The organism is Pseudomonas sp. B7(2017) (genome assembly GCF_002112745.1).
Taxonomy (GTDB): Bacteria; Pseudomonadota; Gammaproteobacteria; order Pseudomonadales; family Pseudomonadaceae; genus Aquipseudomonas; species Aquipseudomonas ekonensis.
The window spans coordinates 244,295-262,674 of sequence record NZ_NEIP01000002.1 but is presented as its reverse complement, the minus strand read 5'-3'; the positions used below and the strand labels follow the sequence as shown (position 1 = coordinate 262,674).

The following is an 18,380-nucleotide window of genomic DNA, read 5'->3' as shown; positions in this document are numbered from 1 at the left end:
AACGACAGGGCTGAGTAACGTTACAACGGAAGGGCGAGATCGGAGCCTCCCCGAACACGTGCGACTAACGTTCCCCGGTTATGCAGAACGAACTTCACCTCAGCACGTCCTGATGAATCGGCAATCGTGGAAACCACTCTGGCCTTCGGAAAACTCCAGAAGACTTCCTCTCCCTCTATGGGCAGACCTGCGGGATTTCGGACGAGGACATAGCAATGCGCTTGCGCACCGATCAGGCTCTGTCCGTGCAGTTTTCCGATGGTGTAGATCTGAGGCAACGTAGCCGATTCGACAATGTTGAAATCCAGCGAATGAGGCTTGGTCACGTCAATCGTTGCCTGCAAAGAATACTTGCCGAGCGCTGGAGGGACGAACTCGATCAGTGATCGTCCGTCCGGGTTCGTGAAGGTGGACGGCAGCGTCACTCCCGGGAAGCTCCATTCCACGTTGACGCCGCCGATGGGTAGCCCGTCCAGGGCGGAAGCCACCGTCACTTGCGCCAGCGCCTTCCTGCCCAACCCGACATCCTGATCCGGACTGGTCAACGACGTGATCGTCGGCACCTTTCTGTCGAACAGAATATGCGTGTAGTCCCAGCCTCCCAGTCCACCCTTCACGGTAGCGCCCAATACACCTTGTTCGGGATACGTAAAGGCCAGTTGCGCAATGCCTTCAGCATCGGTCAGCGACGTTGAAACAAAGTGCCCCGAGAAGTCCCACCAAACCTCGACCCCAGCCAGCGGCAACCCCGTAAACGCCGAAAGCACCACGGCTCGGGCAAGGACTCCGGATCTGTCGGGTAGCGGTTGCGGGCCGTCCGGCTCATACAGCTCACTGATTTCACGGGGCTCATTGAGCGTAAACGCCAACTCGACCGACACCGAGCCCACCGTTGCCACCAACACGGATGTGCCAGTCGTATGCGGCCTGAAACGAACCTTGGCCACTCCGTAGAAATCAGTCTGACTGGTCACGCCCTCCAGGTCCGGATGTTCCCAGGCAACCGTCGCCCCGACCATCGGCTTGCCCGTGGTAGACGCAATCACCCTCACCTGCTCGACCAGTTCCTCTCCCCAGTCGAGCACCTGACGGGTACGGCCCGTCCCCTCGATCTCCATGACCTGCGCACCCTCCCCCAACGACATCGCATTGGCCGGCGACAGGCTCGCCAAGCGCTCGGCCCCAAGGCGCAAGGCGAAGCCACCGTCCTTGAGATCGCCGCACCTGAGCAGGTAATGCAGGCCGATGCCGGAGAACAGGCGCGGCGCCCCGAGCCCCGGTGCCTGGAACTGCAGGCCCAGTTCGGCGGAACCGGTGCCCGTCAGGCCCAGGGTCAGGCTGCGCTCCAGCAACGGGCTGCCCGCCTCGGCCAGCACTTCGATCCGGTGCTCGCCCTTGCGCCGCGGGAAGAACGTCTGCTCGCCCCAACGGCTGGCAGGCTGGCCATCGAAGCGAACCTGCACGCTGCGCCAAGGATCGTCCGCCAATGCCGTCACCGGGAACGGACGCCGCTCCTGAAAACCGTCGAAACGGCTCAGCACCTGCGCCTCGACCGTGTGCTCGCCGGCCAGGACCGGCGCGAACCCGAACCCGCTCCAGCCGGTCTCGTCGCAGGTCCGGCTGGCCACCTCACCCTGAGCGCTCCAGTCCACGGGGGCCTGCGCCACAGGCTGGCCGGTGAACACCGATTCGACCTGCACCCAGAGCCAGGCCCGGTCCTGACCGACCACCGGATCGACGGCCGTATCACGACGGTTTGCGATACGCAGCCGGTTGTGCCCCAGATGCATCGCGTCCGCCTGCAATGCCACGCCCAACGCCGGCAGCGCCAGGGCCAGGGAAAAGTCCCCGGCCGTCGGGCTCGACGTGAAGTCCAGCGTCCAGGCCACACCGCCGTCCTCGATCGGCTGCGCACGGTCCGGGGGCGGCTCGACCCCGGCCTGCAAGTCGTCGGCGGGGGTTCCCTGCCACACCAGCCGGCTCTGCAGGCCCACCAGCGGGCTCAGGGGATTGGGCAAATACCTGATGGCATGCCGGGCCCCCAGGCACGGATAGAAAGGTTGCCCCGCCGGCGGCTGCGTCACCTGATCGAGCATCACCGTCAGTTCGTCCGCCAGGTCCGCCGCGATCAGTCGCCCGATCAGTTCCCTGGGCGACGCGGCGATGCCGGTGGACAGTTGCAGGGCAAACAATGCGCTGAAGCTCTGCGGCGCCGAGGAACTGAACGTCCATTCGAGCCCTGCGGCGGTCAGGATCCTGCCGCTGCCGAGCCCGCTGACGCTCAGCCCGATGCCCGGATCGCCCGCGCGCCAGTCCAGCGTGACGGATTGCCCGATGAACGGACTGCCCGCCACCGGCAGGATCTTCAGCACATGCGCACCGCCGCGCCGGCACAGCAACCCCGTGCCGACCAGATCCACGTCGCGCCCATCGAACAGGATCCTGATCCGGTCTTTCCACGGGCTGGTCGCCAGTGCCTTCACGGCAAACGGCCGCTCCACGGCAACGGCTTCGGCGTGGGCCCTGACCCGGGCCGTCACCACCAGGTCGCCGGCCCTCGCCGGACGGTACAGCATGCTCGCCCAGCCTCCCGCCCCCGAGCGGGTCGAAACCGTGCCTTCGGGCGTCACCCAATCCACCTGTGCATTGCTCACCGGGTCACCGTCGCCGCTGGCGACCACGTGAATCACCTGGACCCGCAGCAGCACGCTTTCGCCCTCGTCCACCACCGGAGACCGGTCGGCTTCGCGCACCTCGCCGATCCGCACCACATTGCGCGCCAGCGACATGGGTTTGGCCGGTGAAGGGTGCAGCAGCTTCGTGCAGGCCAGTGTCAGGCTGAACTGCCCGTCCAGCCGGTCTTCGCTCGACAGCGTCCAGTCGATGTGTGTGCTTTCGACGGGCTGCGGCTGTCCGAGCGCCGGGCTGATGCCCACACCCAGCTGTTCGTGCGAATCTCCGCTCCAATGCAATGAAACCTCTGTCCCGAGCATCGGGCTCCCCGCAGGCAACCGCACCCTGAGCGGATAATCCGTACCTCGGTTGGGATAGCCGGTGCTCTGCGCCCAGGGCAGTGCCGCGTCTTCGACCACTGCCAATGCATCGCTCCACGGATCCGTCGCCAGCACCCGCACCTCAAACAGGGCGCTGATCGCACCGCTGGCGTAGTAGGGGCTGTCCACCGAGGCCGTTACGGTGAAATCCCCCGCGGCGGTGGGCAGGTAATCGAACCAGGCCCAGCCCTGCGGATCCGAGTCCGCGGCCGCAAGCGTCTGCCCCGCCACCCGCCAGGTCACCGTCCGCCCGCCCAATGGCTGGCCGGTGTAGTGCGACGCCACCTGCACACCCAGCCGGACGCTCTGCTTGAGCGCCAGCACCGGGAAATGGGCCGCCTCCAGCTTGCCGAGGAACACCAGGCGGTGATGCCCCAGCGACACCGTGAGCGGATAGGGATCGGCGGTGTACTGGTTGACCAGGTTGACGGTGAACAACTCGGCCCCGTCTTCGCCGATAACCGGGCAATCGAGGATCCAGGGCAGGTCCAGCGGTTGGTCCTCACCCCAGACGGGCCTGGCCACGACCGCTTGCTGCGGATTGTCGTCGCTGGTCAGCGCCGCCCGGGTGGTGTGCCAGGCACTGTCCGGCGCCACGTTGAAGCCCAATCGGTGGGCCAGGCCCGCCGTGGCGCCCTTGCACAGATAGACTGTTTGCAGAGGCGCCAGCGGTTGTTCATCGAGGATCAGCGAAACCATCGTCGCCGGCTCCAGGTGCACCTCAAGCCGGATACGGGTGATGCAGATTTTCGACAGGTAGTCGCCGGGCGCGTTGGCCGGACTCTGCACCTCGACCACCAGCGTGTCCTGGCCGCTGAACGGCAGCGCCAGTTCCTCGCGGTACTCGCGCGGCCGGAACTCCAGCGGCTGTCCGGCGGCCAGGCGCGCCCGATCCGCCTCGATGTCGCGCGACGCACCCGGCAACAGCGCAATCTCCAGTCGCTCAGGACGCCCCTGAATGCCGACCCGCAGCCACCCGGCTTCGGCGTGCCGCGTCTCGCACAGAAAGCTCAAGACATAGCGTGCGCCAGGGGAAGGCGTCTTGGGCGCCGACAGGGCCTGGCTCACCGACGACTGGTTGCCGGCCGCCAGGAGACGGATCACGTCTTCCTGATACGCCTCCGCTTCAATCGCCAGCCAGTCCGGGTTGAGCGACCCTTTGCGCCAATGGGTGAACGCTTCGGTGAACGCCCCGTTGAGCACCAGGCTCTGGTTCGCCTGAACGCCTGACTCATTCATGGCCGCGTGCCTCTTCGGCAGTGATGTTGCCGGTGGCGCCTTCGAGCTGGGTCACCATGTCCTGCACGGTACGCAGGAACGTCGGTTCCCCTGCCCTGGCGGTGTAGCGGATGCGCACGATGATGTCGGTCAGCGAACCGAGCATGGACACCTGCGGTTCCTTTTTCGGCCACGGGAACGTCAGGCGCCAGGCGGACACCGCACCCGTGCACTCGAAGGGGTTGAGCAAGCCCTCGTCCGCCTTGGTTCCGTGCATGCCGTTGGCCGCGATGCCCAGCGACAGGGCGATCTGCTGGCCGCTGCGCAGGTTGACCTGCACATCGGCGGGCGCGACGCCTTGCTGGGGATTGTGCAGATACTTCACCGACTGGACGTTGGCCTTGGTCGCGGTCATGCTGCCGACCTGCAGCAACGTGGCACGGACGTCTTCGTAGGGCCCGGCCAGCACCGGCAGATCCACCTCAAGCGAACCGATCTGCCGGCAGTAATGCCCCGGGTGGTCGCGGTCGAACAGCAATTGGGTGAGTCGGAACTCCAGCGTCCCGGTGTCCAGCAGTTGCTGCAGCGCGGCCTGCCAGCCGTCGAGTCCCTGTTGGGGCTCGACGCGGTCGTCGAACAGTCTGCGCAGAGAGACCGTCTTGACCAACTCCAGCCGGCGCTCGTGCCGTTGCAGGTATTCGCGCTCCATGCGCAACAGGTGACCGCGCAAGTGCTCGCCCGCCGTCAGGCCGTGACGGTTGTCGAGCCAGACCTGCGGCAAGGGAATGACCGAGTCGTAATCGCCGGTTTCGGCGCTGAGCGACGCCTGGGCGTTGAGGCACAGGCTGACCACAGCGTCGTAGGCCTGGTAGTGCAAGGCCTTGAGCTGGCCGAGCAGCCAGCCGTACAGCTCGGCGTTGCCCGCGCGCTTTTTCAGGAAGTCATAGACCGTCCGGGCCTGGCCGTTGGCCCGCAGCGTCTGTTGCAGGCCGGCCTTCGCCGCCGGCACGGCGTGGGTCTGCGCGGTGATCTGCTCATCGATGGCGAGCACTTCCGCCAACGCCTGATCCCGCAGCAGCGCCCACTCCTCACGGCGGCGGCGGTAGCCTTCGGTGGCCGCCTGCTTGTCGGCGTCGATCTGCCTCACCTGGGCGGCGACGCCCAGCCCGAAACTCACGGCATCGAGCAACGCATCGGCGCGGTGCCCGCCATTGGCCAGGCCGAAGATGTTGGGAACGGCCGCCACGGCCGCCGCGGCAGGCTTGATGCTCGACGAGGCCAACGCCAGGACTTTCGAGAGATGCAGGCTTTCCATGACGTCGTACTCGACCGCCGTGACGTTCTCGGCGTGCCGTTGCGCATAGGCGTCGGCCCGCTCCTGGGCGACGGCCCGGCTGCGGACCAGGGCGGCAACGCCAGCCTCCTGTTGGCTGATGCTCTGTTCCTGCACGGTCTGGGCATAGGCGCCCAGTTCGATCAGATGGCTTTGCTGCAGATCCTCTTGCTCGCAGCGGTCGCGCTGCTCAAGGAAACGCAGCACCTGATTGCCGAACTCCTGCAAGGTCTGCACGGCACGCAGGGCGGCCTCGAAGGTCACCCGCCAGCGGAACGCCCCCACCGCCAGCCGTCCGCCCATGGGCCGCGGCGCTCCGGCGCCCCCGTTCGCCAGGTCACGCAGCAACTGGTTCGGGTCCGTGGGCGGGCTGAACAGCGGGATCTGCAGCGGTTTGCCGTCGAGGGTCAAGTTGTTGCGCAGGTTGAACAGCCGCTGGCCCGGCAAGGCGAACAAGTCGAGCAACGGCTGATTGATCGGCGTCTCGAAAGGCTCATTGGCCAGCAGCCCGAGCCGGGGCACGGCATCGCTGCCGGCAGGGATCTGGGCGAGGCTGAAGTCCAGTTCCCGCTCGAACCGCTCGAGCGCCGGGCGCGATGCGCTCCTGCCCAACAGGTTGGCGACCGTGTCGGTCCGCCATTGGTTCGTCGTACGCGCCGAAGGCGCCTTGCCCATCAGGAACTCGGCCTGCACGTAGCACAGCTTCGCCGCCACCAGGCTGTCACGGGTGAGCTGGCGGTAGTGCCAGTCGCCCCAGGCCATCAGGTTGCTGACGTACTCGGTGAACACCAGAATCTGAAAGTGCCTGGGCGCCGCGTAACCGATGGCGTCGGGGTCGGTCGGATCCAGGCTCTCGCACCCCGGGTTGCCGGGCTTCACCAAAGGCCGGCAACGCCAATACTGCGGCTTAGGATTGGCCGGCGGCGGATCCTCAGGGTCGGCCGCTGCCTGCGGATCGAACAGGTAATGCAGCCAGTCCTGCGCCTGGCTGAACCGGTCCTCGGCGCGCAGCCGCGTCGCCACCAGGTGCGGCAGATGGAAGAACAGCTCCCAGAAAAACAGGCCATTGGCGCCGTCGAACGCGCCGTTGAGCTCAGTGATCGGGCCCGACTCGGGCGGCGGCTCGTCGAGAAACTGCGTGTCCCAGTCCAGCACCGCATCGACGGACACATTGGAACGCTGCACCAGCTCAGGCCCGAACAGCGAGTTCAGGCGGGCGAACTTGAGGGCCAGCTCCGGTTGCCGCAGGGAGAGGAACTGCGCGGCATCCAAGGTGTTTTTCAGCAGGATCGCCGGCATGAAGCCCGTAACGTTGAGGAGGGTCAGATCAAATTTCTTGTGGATGACCGTGCCGGCCCCCCAAGTGAAGGTCACCGGTTGGGCGAACGAGCCCTTGGCGCGCTTGAAGACCTGCCAGTCCGTGCTCCAGCCTCCGGCGAGCGGAAAGCTCTTTTCGATAGGCGCAGGATCGCCCGCCGCTTCATTGACCAGATCGAACTTCAGCGTCACCGGATTCCCGCTCAGCCCCGTCGCCCGGCAAAGCCCCTGGATCACCAGCCAGTCCGCTTCGCCGACGCGGAACGCCAGCGCCTGCACGTCCAGAAAGGGCGTCAGGTCGGTGGCCGTTACCACGGTGGGCACCACGGTCGGCTGGTTCAGCAACGGGTGCTGCACCACCCGGGCATCCGAGAACCGATGATTGGCCGCATGCTCCAGCCAACTGGCGTCATCGCCCGCCACGGGCCGCATCAGCACGTCACGCACGGCGGCCTCCCGCAACGAGTCCGCGTCGCTCTTCCCGTTCGTCAGCAGCACCCCCAGCTTGCCCTTGGGGTGGTGACGGTCGGCCCACACGGTCACCACCAGCCGGCAGTCCGCGGACAGGTCCTCATCGAATTCGCGCCCGGCCAGGCCCATCGGCGCCGTCCACTGGCCGTTCTGCGTCATGAAGGCCAATCGGATGTCCAGCCTGTGCGGCAGGTACTCGTCCGCCGTCCGCCCCTCGACCTTGTCGCGCCACTGGGCCCAGACCAGGCACAGGCGCCCGCTCCAGAACACCGGGCGCATATCCAGCACCTTGGCCTCGACGGGAATGTCCACCGGTTGCCATTCCCCCCACGCGGCCGGATTGATGGCGGTGCAGCTCGGCGACAGCTCGACCTGCGCCTTGCGCCAGAAATACTGGAACGGCGCCGTTCTCTGACGGCCGATGAAGTAGTAGTCCGCTTTCGCGGGGGAACCGCCGGCCCTGTAGTCCATGTAACCGCTGACGACATCGAGGTTGCAGGTCTGCTCGAAGGCCTGCAGGTAATCGCGCAGCGCCGCCTGCACGCTGTCGGTGCCCAGGCGCGTCTGGTTGAGGTCGTTTTCCAGGGTCTTGAACAGGCTGGTCTTGCGCCGGCGCACGAACGGGTTGATGAAGTTCTCCGGATAAAGCTCGATCAACTGCAGCGCCGCCCAGTCCGGGTAGTTGCCGTAGAGCGCCCAGGTCGCCACATCGTCCTTGTCGAACTGATGCTCGCTGAACCCGGGCTCCAGCTTGCGGTACACCGCATGGATGTACTGCTGGGCGCAACTGGTCGCTTCGGCCACCCAGGAACTCTGTACCGCATAGCTGTCCAGCGGATCCATGCGCAGCAGCTCGAACAGGTCGGCCGGCGTGCGCAGAAAGCCGTAATCCCGCCCGTCGGCGCCGTTGACCTGGCCGATGCAGTACTCCACCAGCGCAGCACGCCGTTTTTCCTGCAACGCAGCCATCGTGTCCTGTTCCATGAGCCATTCTCCTGCAGCGATGATCCGTCCAGACACACTCGCTCGACCGGCCAAGTCATGCAGAGCCCGTCGGGGCGGCAAACATGATGGGGTCGAAGTAGGTTCTCTTTTCGCTGGCCTCGCTGAGCACGCTGAAGGTGAAGGTGCCGCCGGTCGGGCTGGCGACGAACACCCGCACAAGCCCCTGCGGATCGGTGAAGGTCTGCCGGGGCCGGATGACGGCTTGACCGCCCTCTTCCTGCGGCTCAGCGAACCACTGCACCAGGCTGTTGGCGCCCGGATTGCCGTAGGCGTCCATGAGCACGGCATACAGTTGCGCTTCACCGCCGGGCTCCACAGTGTCCAACGGCACCGGCGACTTGAGCGGGGCCGGGAACTGCAGCGAGGCCGTCTCGAACGTGACCTGGACGGTGGGGGCCAGCTGTTCGTCGAACAGGTCCAGCCAATAGGCCGGCGTATCGGTGCCCGTCACCTTGCCCGGCAGATAGTCCGCCTTGACCGTCCCGTCCGTTCCGGTGGCTTGTGCGGCCACGCTGCCCAAGGCCGCCCGCCAGTGCACCATGACCCCGCTCAAGGGCCGGCCGTCGGCCCTCTTGAGCGTCACCGTGAACCTGATCCTTTCGCCCGGCTTGTTGGCGACGGCCTCAGTCTTGTCGGCGACGCAGCTCATCTGCACGAGTTCCTTCACCCCTCCGGCGACGCGCCCCGCCGGGGCACGGCTCTCCGTGAGGCTCAGCAACGCGTGTTCGGCGGCATCGGCATAGGCCTGGGTGTCCAACTCTTCGGGCAGGCGTCCGATCATAAAGATGGTCAAGGCGTCCATACCGCTGTCGGCCGACAGCGCACGCACCCGCATCAGCACATCCAGCTGAACCAGATTCTTGAGCACCTTGAGGCCCGACGGATCGATTCGACTGACGCACTCGCGAACGTCCTGAAGGCTCCAGCCAAAGAACTCGGCCAGCCTGATCGACGCGGCCTGCTGCGCCAGCCACAACGCATCGCCCGTAACGTCAGGCAAATGATTGACCTGCCACAGATAGTCGAGCAGCTTCTGTTCAGGCTGCTCGCCCATCGCAAAGGCCCGGCTGAGCAATGTGAGGTAATAGAGCGTCCTGACCGAAAGCACGTGCCGGTCGTCCTGGTTGAGCCAGGCCTTGTGGCCGTATGCCAGATAATCGCGCAGCAGGGCGACACTCAGGCCCAGCTTCGCCACGACCTCGCTGCGGCGCTGGATGTCGGCCAGCAGGGCGAGCAAGGGATCCGGCGACTCATTGAGTCCGCGCACCGGATCCTCCATCACCGCGATCCGGTCGCGCACCTGGCGCAGAAACCCGTGAACCGAGACGTCCGCCCATTCCAGCACCGGCAGGACCTGCGCCTCCTCAAGCGTGGCGTACACCGCCACCGCATGCTGAACCAGCGCCACCTGCGCCTGCCTGGCCTGCAGGAGAACCCCCAGCATCTGCTCGACGATGACCGCCCGGGCGTCGGCGCCGATCTCGCCCAGACCGTCGGTGACCGCATGGTCCAACGCCTCGCGGGCCTTTGTAAGGTACTCCTCCTCCGTTCCCGGGAATGGCAGCACCAGACCGTCGCCGTCCGCCAGCGCCCCCAGCAATCCGAGCCAGTCGGCCGCCGGCAGCGGCGGCACACCGGCCATCAAGAGCCCGTTGTTGGAAAACAGGGCTGCCGGCAGCAGGCTGACCACCTTGTCGAACAGTTGCCGCTGCGCATCGGACACCGCGCTCGACGGCTGCGGCGCAGCAGCCTGCTGCAGCATCCACAGCACCGGCAGGTCGCGGTCACGGCACCACTGCACACAGGCATGCAAGGCGTGGATGAGGTTCAGCACGCTCGGCGCCTCCCCCCCCGTGCTGATCCAGGGATCGCCCGCCAGGCCGTTGACCCATTCCTCGCCGCCCAGCGCGTTCAGCATCAGCAGACCTTCGACCGGCGTGATGCCCAACAGCCTGGGCAGCCTCACCAGACGGTAGAACGCCGACACGACCGCCGGGCTGCGCGCCAGGGTATCGCCCGCCCCGCGGGCCTGGGCAATGGCCACGGCCAGATAGCCGTAGGTCAGCGGATCGATGCCCAATCCGTTGCACAGTTGGCTGACCGTCAAATCGGTGCCCCCCTCGACGGGCAGCACCGCAAAGGGCAAGCCATCGAGCTGCAGGGGCCGGCGGTAGTCGCTCTGGCGATTGAACACCTGATCGAAGTGAGAGGCGGCCTCTCCCCGGCCATAGATCCCCATCGCATCGATGAACGCCGCAAAGTCCGGCGCCGTACAGCCATAGCGCTCACGCAACGACTGAAACAGCCCCAGCGCATGCACCACGTTTTCCGAGATCCACCAGGGGTCGTCCTTGCCGCCCCCACGCACTTGGGCATTGATCGCGGCCACCAGCAAGGCGTCCACCTGATCGCAGGGCAGCCCCAGCCAGGCGTCCAGGCGCACTTTGCGGTTCATGCGGTCGTAACGGGCCAGCCCGGCCGCGTCCGTCGGGTTGGCGGACAAGCGGTGCAGGAACGAGGAGCCGTTTGCGGCCCTGGTGAGGCTCACGGCCGGTGCCGTGTTGGCATTGAGGTAGACGGACCCTGAGCGTTCGCTTTCGTCCGCGGCCGGTGCCGCATCGGCGTAGGTCACATTGGCGGAGCGTACAGGCGCAAACCCGCGGGTCGAGAGCAAGGCCTCGACGCCCGGCGTGTCCAGCTTTGTCCGCTCACCGAAAAACAGCAACTGATTGAGGTTCTGCCAGGAAAGGCCGTCGGCACCGAAATTCCGTGCGTAGAAGTCTTCCCGATCCTCGAACTTCACTGCAGGCTCCATCAGCAACCGCCGCTGATAAGGCCCCAACCGCGAGGCATGCGCCAGCGCACGGCCGGCATCGGTGCTCCAGGCCTGGGGGCTGAGGAAATACGGAAACGACAGGTCGACCGTGTGCGCAAAGTCGCCCACCAGCAAGCCGTTGCGTCGGGCGACGGCGTCCAGCGAAGCCCAGTGCTGGTAAAAGGGCAGCCCGTTGGGGTAGCGCGACTCGATCAGGGCTTGCTCTATCGGCTGACCCGAACCGTGTTCGGCGATGAAGGTCTCCAGCACCGCCACGATGATGTCCACCGAAGACACCGACCGGTGCACGGCATTGAAATCCACCGACAGCCGTTTCAGGTCGGCCCGGCGCTCGTGCAGCGGATAGGTGTCCACCCCATGGGGTTCGATGCGGTCGCGTATCCAGCGCAGCAGTTCGATCAGGTACGCCACCGGCGAGGCGAGGGACTCCAGGGCATCCGCCGGGCAGAGCGCGTCGAACGGCGTGTTGAACAGGCGCTCGTAGGTGGGCCCGGTCACCATCGACAGCAAGCCGCTGGAGGCGCCCGCCGCCGCTTGTCCCTCGCCGGTCAACCGGCCCTCGATGTAGCGGCGCCGGACATAGGTGACCAGGCTGTTGGCCCTGCGGATGAAGGCCCGGGCCGACTCGTCGCTCATGCCGTACTCGACGGTCAGGGCCCGGGCACCCTTTTCCACCAGCGCGAAGACCGAGCCGCCGGCTTTGAGGTAACCCTCAAGACCGGCAGCGCCCTGCTCCTTGAAGACCTGTTGAAACAGTTGCAGGGCGGGGCGTTCGGCAGCGTCGCGCATCTTCCGGCTCCTCTGGCAGGGACTGTCCGCAGCAGCCTGGCGAACACGCCAGGCTGAACATGGGCTTGATGAGATTTGGCGCCAAGAATCGCCGACCGTCTACTGTCATAAATGACAGTTCTTTAGGCCATTCATCGGTTCGCTGGCATCAGGAGCGGGTCGCCTGCGGGGGCAGCGCTTCGAAGCGCTCGCTCTCCTGCCAGTCGGACATCGTCGGCCCGGCGGCGCCACCGGTGAGGGTCTGCCTGAACCGGCACCATTGGCCTCCCGGCGGCACGGCCTGAGCGGCACTGCCCTGCCAGCCGGCGGCGGTCACCGGCATGACCGCTGTCCAGGCCTGCTCCGGGTCGAACCAGCTCGTCACCTGCCCGCTGCCCGGCTGCCCCTGGCCCTTGAAGAGAACCGGATGAACGACCCACTGCCCCGGCGCCGGCAGATCGATCCCCGGCAGGAACGTCGCCAGCACCACCCGGCGCCGGGCCCCCGCCGACTCGAAACCGTCGAACGACGCCACCGCCGTCACCTCGCCGTCACCGCCGGGCAGGTCACTGAGCAAGGTCACCGACCAGGTGCGATCCCCCAGCACCGGGGCCTGCGCCGACACCGAGCGGTTGGCGCCGGCCAAGCTCACCGACACCGTATCGCCCGGCACCCCGAAGCCGGAGACCACCGCCCGCCGCCCGACGGGCTCGCCCGTCACCGGGGTCTCGATGAACGGCGCGGCGGGCACGACGCTGAACGCCAGCGGCGGGCTGTCCCGGGACGTCAGGGACTCGAACGTTTGCCGGGCCCGCAGGGTCTTGGGGCCGACGGGCAAGCTCACCTCGCCTTGCCAGCGGCCTTCGGCATCCACGGTGATGTCCTTGAGCAGGGGGGCGCTGTCGCCCTCCAGCAGCACCTCAACCTTCCCGCCGGGCATGGCCGTGCCCGACAGGATCGCGGTGCGCGGCAACGTGCCGCCCTGCTCCGGCGCCTCGAAGACCGGCGGCAGCAGCACCACCCGGAAGATGTGCAAGTCACTGCGCTCGGACTCCCGGCCGTTGCGCGCCTGCCTGGCGTCGAGGGTGTACTGGCGAAACTCCAGCGCCGTCAGGTCGATGAACCACGCGCCGTCGCTTGTCAGCGTTTTGGGCGTCCCCAGCGGTCTGCCGAACTGGGCGTCGCGCAACTGCATCGTCGCGCCGGCCACGCCGCTTTCCCCGCGCACGGTCACCTCAGTCCCCACCTCGGCGTTCTGGGCCGGGAAGGTGATGACAGGTTTGGGCAAGGGGGCATCGACGGTGAACGTGCGCGACACGATCGCCGACGTCTGACTGGCGGCGGTCTGGGTGACCTTGACGGTATAGATGATGCCCGGCGCGAAGTCGGTGGCGCGACGGTAAGACCAGACGCCCCCGGCGCCGATCACTTTGTGAACGGTGGTGCTGTCACTGAACTCGATGTTCACTGTCGCACCCGGCCAGCAGGTGCCGCTCCATTGCGGCGACAGACCGTCCTCGACCGGAGCGTCGAGCGTCGGCACCTTGGGCGCGATGGTGACGTTGTCCGTGACCCCGTTGGATGCCTGTTCGCCGAGGAACTGCTTGACCTGCACGGAGCGCTCCCAGGTCGGCCCCCACACCTGCGACACCCGTACCGACCATTGGCCACCGCCGACAATGGCATCGGGCGCCAGCGGCACGGTGCCGCCCACGTCAAAGAGCCTCACCGTCGCGCCGTTCAGCCCCTTGCCCGAGCAGGTCGGCTGATAGTCCGCCGTGAACGCGACATCGGACGGATTCGGGAACGTATGATTGACGGTGAAGGTATAGGGCTGGGATTCGATCCAACCGCCGGCGTTGTCCGAGACTTTCTGGATAGCCCTGAGTCGGTAGGTGCCGAAGGGCCAGTTGGCGGCGGTGGTTTCCCATCGGCCGTTGGTCACTTGCACGGCGGGCGGCGCGGCGGCTCCGCCGTCGACCACAGTGATCTGCACCGTAGCGCCGGTGTGGCCGCTGCCGGTGAGTTTGACGTGGGTGCCGATGGGGGTGGCGGTGACGGCGGTCAGGGCTGGGGGGCGGACCTTGAAGGCGCGGGGGGCGCTGAGCAATGACTCCAACTGACCTTTTATCTGCTTGGCCACCAGCGAAACGGGCCCAGGGCTGACGGTCACCGAGGCGCTCCATGCATCCCCTGTCAGCGTCGCGCTTTGGCCGACCCTAGTGCCGGCGATATCGAGCAGGACGTCAACCTTCGCACCGGCCTCGCCACCCGAACCTGAAACCGTGAACGTTGAACTCTGCAAAGTGTTGGCTGTTGGGCTGGTGATCGCCGGTGTCTTGGGCAGCACCCTTACGGTGACGGGGACATAGCGTGCCCAAGGAGAATCGACACCACCAAGTGACTGTTTGGCGGTGAATGTAAAGACCCCGTCGGGCAAGTCATGTTGCAACATCAACGACCAGACACCGTCTAGCCTGACTACTGTCTGACCATAAAGAATCGCATCGGATCCGGCCTGATAAATACGGACAAGTGCACTTGCAGTACCTGTGCCCTCAACATAAGGCCGCCGGACGGATACCGTTGAATTCGGCGTTGGGACTGTGATTACAGGTGCTGCGACAGCCCTGCGAATGGACACGGATTCTGACCGCCCGGAGTTTTGGTCACCAATGAGCTGTTCTGCATAAAAAGAGGTGACATCAGGAGGGAGACTGATGTAAGCCCCCCAGCGCCCGTCTCTCCCCACAGTTCCGGAGCCGAGTGGAATCACTTGACCGTTGTAGATGCACAGCAAATTGACCTTTCCATAAACCGTGGGGGGGAAGGGCCATACCAACCCGTTTATTCCGGAGACGGCAAAAGGCATTTCGACCACCGCATTGGAGGCTGGCAATTCAATGATCGGCTTTCGTGAAGGATATATGTTAATGCCCCAACCCTCGTGAGGTTCGACATCATTGTTGGTGCCGTCGTAGTCAACGCGTATTGCCAGACTTACACCGAAATCCGGAACACCCAACGGCGAATCCAGATAGATCTCGTAATTGTGCCATTGGTTGTCTTGCGACATTGAGTCTTGGGAATTCTTGCGAACCCATTGTCCTGCCTGAAGCCCTACATCGATATTGGCCCTGTACCAATACTTATCTGCAGGACGGGACGTCATGTGGTAACGCAATGTCTTCACATAAATACGGCCGTTTTCGAACTTGTACTGGCACACCAACTGAGTCTTTAGCGTGGACACGCGCGGATGGGTTTGATGAAGCGTTGTCTCGACCGCATCCGCCCAAAAAATCTCGGAATACTGCTCGCCTTCGCCATGTTCGCGAAATGAACCCTTTTCGAGTTCTGTGACATGCGCATAGCTGATAGTCTGAACGCCCTCGTCCAACCAGCCTTTGCCTCTTGCACCATCATTGTCGTCACTCATTTCAGATGTTCTCGACTCAGGGACTGTTGGGGTTTACCCAAAGCCTAGGGTCGAGCCGACTCGATCACTACTGTCAAACGTGACAGTAATTGAGATCAAAATCGCATAAAAGACGATGGATCTAATTCCAATGCCGAATGAGAAAGTGAAGGAAATGGGATGTTGAATGGAAAAGGCGTCGTGTGCTGACGACTTCGCGGGCTTGCCCGCGAAGCTTTTCAGTAAGGGATGCGAATCAAACCGAAGCCGGCAACGGCTGAAAACTGAAGTACTGCTTCAAGGCCTCGATCAGTTGCCCGTACTCCGGCGGCGGCCGGTGCAGGCTGAAGCCGGCGTCGTAGTGCCGGGGGGTGGCGTCCTCATGGCACCACAGGCAACACCCCGTGAGGTCGATCACCTGCTGGCAACCGTCGCCCGCGGGAATCTTCAGGCGCAGGCTGAATTCCGCCCCGATCATCATCGGCAACTGGCTGATGAGCATCAGCCCGTCTTCGGAGACGTTACCGAGGAAGCCGAGGGGCCGGTCGGTGACGCTGTTGAACACCCGCAAGAAATACGGCAATTGGTGCCGTTCGATCCGACGTTCGGTAAACATGAGCGTATCGCCACGCAAGGCCCTGTGCCCGGGCCGCACTGTGCTTCGGAACGGGTCACTGCCCAAGGCCCGCTCTCCCCGCTTCCGGTGTGACGGTCGCTGCATCGCCGTCACCTGACTACGGCCAGTCGCAGGTGTCGCTCCGGTCAGGTCCATGGCCGGACCGGAATGATTCGACTATAGCTCAGGTTGTACACGCCGACAGCTTTTGTATGACAACCGCCATCAGAAGCGGGTCGGACGCACCGGCGCAGCAGCGCTGCGGGTCGGGTAATGGCCCAGGCTCTGCAGGGTTTCCAGGCGAGCGCGGGCGCGGTAGGCGTATTCGCTGTTGGGGTACGAGGCGATGATGAACTGGTAGGTCTGGGCCGCGTCGATGAACATCTTCTGCCGTTCCAGGCACTGGCCGCGCATCATCGACACTTCCGGCCATACGTAAGGCCGGGCACGGCTGGCGCGCTCGACCTTGGACAGCTCGAGCATCACTTGCTCGCAGTTGCCCCGGTCGTAGGCGCTGTAGGCGTTGTTCAGGTGGTGGTTCATCGACCAACGGGTGCAGCCCGTCACGGCGAGGACGCTGAGGGCAAGGGCGGCAATGGGCAACAATCGCATGGGGGTTCTCCTGTCTTGAGCTCTGTATCGACCCGGGGCGGGAAATCTTCAGAACCGTTTGTGCCGATTGTCGCGTTCAAAAAAGAAAACGTTAAGTAGTGCAAACGAACAATGACTACACCCCAAGAGCATAGTAGCCTTCGCTGGCGCTTGAACCTGAGGAGTCTTTGCATGTCCGTCCGTCGTACCAAAATCGTCGCTACCCTTGGCCCGGCCAGTCACTCGCCGGAAGTTCTCGAACAGCTGATTCTGGCTGGCCTGGACGTCGCCCGCCTGAACTTCTCCCACGGCACCCCCGACGAGCACAAGGCTCGCGCCAAGCTGGTGCGCGACCTGGCCGCCAAGCACGGCCGCTTCGTGGCGCTGCTGGGTGACCTGCAAGGCCCGAAGATCCGTATCGCCAAATTCGCCAACAAGCGCATCGAGCTGAAGATCGGTGACACCTTCACCTTCTCCACCAGCCATCCGCTGACCGAAGGCAACCAGCAGGTGGTCGGCATCGACTACCCGGACCTGGTCAAGGACTGCGGCGTGGGCGACGAGCTGCTGCTCGACGACGGCCGCGTGGTGATGCGCGTCGAAACCGCCACCGCCACCGAACTGCACTGCGTGGTGACCATCGGCGGCCCGCTGTCCGACCACAAAGGCATCAACCGTCGCGGCGGCGGCCTGACCGCTCCGGCCCTGACGGACAAGGACAAGGCCGACATCAAGCTCGCCGCCGAAATGGAAGTCGACTACCTCGCCGTGTCCTTCCCGCGTGACGCCGCCGACATGGAATACGCCCGTCAGCTGCGTGACGAAGCCGGCGGCACCGCCTGGCTGGTGGCCAAGATCGAACGCGCCGAAGCCGTGGCCGACGACGAAACCCTCGACGGCCTGATCAAGGCCTCCGACGCGGTGATGGTCGCCCGTGGCGACCTCGGCGTGGAGATCGGCGACGCCGAGCTGGTGGGCATCCAGAAGAAGATCATTCTGCACGCACGCCGCCACAACAAGGCCGTGATCGTCGCCACCCAGATGATGGAGTCGATGATCCAGAACCCGATGCCGACCCGCGCCGAAGTGTCCGACGTGGCCAACGCCGTGCTCGACTACACCGACGCCGTGATGCTCTCGGCCGAATCCGCCGCCGGCCAGTACCCGCTGGAAGCCGTGCAGGCGATGGCGCGCATCTGCGTCGGCGCCGAGAAGCACCCGACCGGCAAGACCTCCAGCCACCGCATCGGCAAGGAGTTCGAGCGCTGCGACGAAAGCATCGCGCTGGCGACCATGTACACCGCCAACCATTTCCCGGGCGTGAAGGCGATCATCGCGTTGACCGAGAGCGGCTACACCCCGCTGATCATGTCTCGCATCCGCTCGTCGGTGCCGATCTACGCGTTCACCCCGCACCGCGAAGCCCAGGCCCGCGCAGCGATGTTCCGTGGCGTGTACACCATCCCGTTCGACCCGGCCTCCCTGCCGCCGAGCGAAGTCAGCCAGAAAGCCATCGACGAGCTGACCAAGCGCGGCGTGGTGGAGAAAGGCGACTGGGTCATCCTGACCAAGGGCGACAGCTACCACACCACCGGCGGCACCAACGGCATGAAGATCCTGCATGTCGGCGACCCGCAGGTCTGAGTGACCGCTCGCTGAAAACAAAAAGCCCCGGCCTCTGAGTGCCGGGGCTTTTTGTTTTCCGGTCCGGAAGGTGTGTTGGCTGTACCGACCCTATCGCCAGCAGGCTGGCT

At 65.2% G+C, this 18,380-nt stretch carries 7 protein-coding genes; 1 reads left to right on the top strand and 6 read right to left on the bottom strand.

Going from position 1 to position 18,380, the window contains the following annotated elements; genetic code table 11:
* Window positions 1–20 precede the first annotated feature (20 nt).
* The 6 genes from CAG29_RS04620 to CAG29_RS04595 all read right to left on the bottom strand — a co-directional run bounded on the left by CAG29_RS04620 (window position 21) and on the right by CAG29_RS04595 (window position 16,647).
* The gene (locus tag CAG29_RS04620) at window positions 21–4,292 is read right to left on the bottom strand and encodes an Ig-like domain-containing protein (RefSeq protein WP_085693911.1); all 4,272 of its coding nucleotides are present in this window, start codon (window positions 4,290–4,292) and stop codon (window positions 21–23) included.
* Complete coding sequence (locus CAG29_RS04615) at window positions 4,285–8,376, bottom strand: neuraminidase-like domain-containing protein (RefSeq protein ID WP_085693910.1); 4,092 nt, start codon at window positions 8,374–8,376, stop codon at window positions 4,285–4,287. The genes CAG29_RS04620 and CAG29_RS04615 overlap by 8 nt, the downstream gene beginning before the upstream one ends.
* Window positions 8,377–8,431: 55 nt before the next feature.
* Window positions 8,432–12,022 (bottom strand): Tc toxin subunit A, encoded by a 3,591-nt coding sequence (locus CAG29_RS04610; protein WP_085693909.1) that lies wholly within the window; start codon window positions 12,020–12,022, stop codon window positions 8,432–8,434.
* Window positions 12,023–12,170: 148 nt separating this feature from the next.
* Window positions 12,171–14,174: a hypothetical protein gene (locus tag CAG29_RS04605; RefSeq protein ID WP_085693908.1), complete on the bottom strand. Its 2,004-nt coding sequence runs from the start codon at window positions 14,172–14,174 to the stop codon at window positions 12,171–12,173.
* Between the two features lie 1,501 nt (window positions 14,175–15,675).
* On the bottom strand, window positions 15,676–16,035 hold the full coding sequence (locus tag CAG29_RS04600) for a PilZ domain-containing protein (RefSeq protein ID WP_085580384.1): 360 nt from the start codon (window positions 16,033–16,035) through the stop codon (window positions 15,676–15,678).
* Window positions 16,036–16,260: 225 nt separating this feature from the next.
* Window positions 16,261–16,647, bottom strand: coding sequence for a tol-pal system YbgF family protein (locus CAG29_RS04595; protein WP_085580382.1), 387 nt, complete (start codon window positions 16,645–16,647; stop codon window positions 16,261–16,263).
* 171 nt (window positions 16,648–16,818) lie between these two features.
* On the opposite strand from CAG29_RS04595, the gene pyk reads away from it, so the two are divergent.
* The gene (gene pyk / locus CAG29_RS04590; protein WP_085580379.1) at window positions 16,819–18,270 is read left to right on the top strand and encodes a pyruvate kinase; all 1,452 of its coding nucleotides are present in this window, start codon (window positions 16,819–16,821) and stop codon (window positions 18,268–18,270) included.
* Window positions 18,271–18,380: the final 110 nt, after the last annotated feature.